Origin of the sequence: Aeromonas molluscorum 848, assembly GCF_000388115.1 — a bacterium.
In the GTDB taxonomy this organism is placed as follows: Bacteria; Pseudomonadota; Gammaproteobacteria; order Enterobacterales; family Aeromonadaceae; genus Aeromonas; species Aeromonas molluscorum.
The window spans coordinates 1-1,763 of record NZ_AQGQ01000287.1 but is presented as its reverse complement, the minus strand read 5'-3'; the positions used below and the strand labels follow the sequence as shown (position 1 = coordinate 1,763).

At 63.8% G+C, this 1,763-nt stretch carries 1 pseudogene; it reads left to right on the top strand.

From position 1 onward, the window contains the following. A pseudogene (mukB, locus tag G113_RS20015) lies at nt 1-1,763 on the top strand (chromosome partition protein MukB); the annotation flags it as partial.

Below are 1,763 nucleotides of genomic sequence, written 5' to 3'. Positions count from 1 at the left end.
GCGCCGAAGCGCTCTCGGCTGGCATGCAAACCGTGCTCGACAAGGAGCGGGAGTTCGAGCAGGAGAGCAACCGCATCGCGGCGCAGAAGCAGGCGCTGGAGCTGCAAATTCGCAACCTGCAACTGGGCGCCGGCGAGGCGGATCCGCGCCTGGCCCGCATCGCCGAGCAGGTGGGGGGCGTGTTGCTCTCCGATGTCTATGACGACATCTCCATCATTGATGCCCCTTACTACTCCGCGCTCTACGGCCCGGCCCGCAGCGCCCTGGTGGTGCTCGACCTTGAGGGTGCTATCGAGCGGCTGAAAAAGCTGGAAGATTGCCCGGAAGATATCTACCTCATCCAGGGCAACCCGGACTCCTTTGACGAGGATCTGGTGGAAGCGGACGAGCTGGGGGGCGCCGTGCTGGTGCGCACCAGCAAGCGTCAGGTGCGCTTCTCCCGCTACCCCGAATTGCCGCTGTTTGGCCGCGCCGCCCGGGAAAAACGCATCGAGCAGCTCGACCTCGAGCGTGAAGGACTCATCGAGGGCTACGCCAAGGCCGCCTTCGAGCAGCAGAAGTACCACCGCCTCTACGGCCATTTTCGCGACTTTATCGGCCAGCATCTGGATATCGCCTTCCTGCCTGACCCTGAAAATCAGGTGCAGACCAAGCAGGCCGAACTGCGCGCCTTGCAAGGGGCCATGGCCGAGTGCGACAAGCAGCTGGCCGAGGCCAAAGCGGCAGCGGCCCAGCTGACTCGCCATATCCAGCTGGTACAGGGGATGCTGCCCTTTGCCCATCTGTTTGACGAGACAGACCTGGCGGCTCGTCTCGAGGCGGCCCGTGCCGACGTCGAGGCACTTAAAATAGCCGAAGCCTTTGTCGCCCAGCACGGCAAGGCGCTGGAAAAACTCGAGTCTTTGGTGCAGGTGCTGCGCCAGGATCCCCAGGATCTTGCCGCCCTGCAGGCAGCCTTTGATGAGGTCAACGAACAGCTGGCCGAGCAGAAGCGCCGTTGCTATGCCCTCGATCAGCTGGTGGCCCGTCTGTCGCACTTTGCCTATCAGGACGCGCAAGACCTGCTCGGCAAGGCCTCCGAGATGAGCGAGCGGCTCAAGGAGAAGCTGAAAGCGGCCGAGCTGGCTGCCCGTACGACCATCGAGCAGCACAAGCAAATTGCTCTGCGCCACACCGAGGCGCTGCAACTGCGCACCGCGCTTAACTCGAGTGTGGAAGCCAAGCGCCAGACCCTGGCCGAGTTCGAGCAGGAGCTGGGGGCCATGGGGCTGACGCTGTCTGACGACATGGAAGAGAAGTCCCGCGCCCACAAGAAAGAGATCGAAGAGCTGCTGATCCGTACCCGCTCCCGCCGCACCAGCGCCGAGGCCCAGCTGCAGGTGACCAAGCGCGAGATTGAATCCCTAGGGGGCCGTCTCAAGCTGGAGGGCAAGGATTACTTCGGCGCCCGCAAATCCCTGGTGGGCCACAAGGCGAGCTGGTCGCGGGTGGTGCGACTGGCCCGGGAGACCGACGTCGAGAAGCGTCTGAACAAGCGCGAGCTGGCATATCTTGACAGCGACGAGCTGCGCTCCATGTCGGACAAGGCCCTCGGCGCCCTGCGGGTAGCCGTGGCCCACGACGAGGCCCTGCGCGATGCACTGCGTCTCTCCGAAGGCAATCGCAGCACCGAGCAGAAGGTCGCCTTCTACGTGCAGGTCTACCGTTACCTCAAAAGATCGCATCCGCAACGACATCATCCGCTCGGACGATCCGGTGAGGCG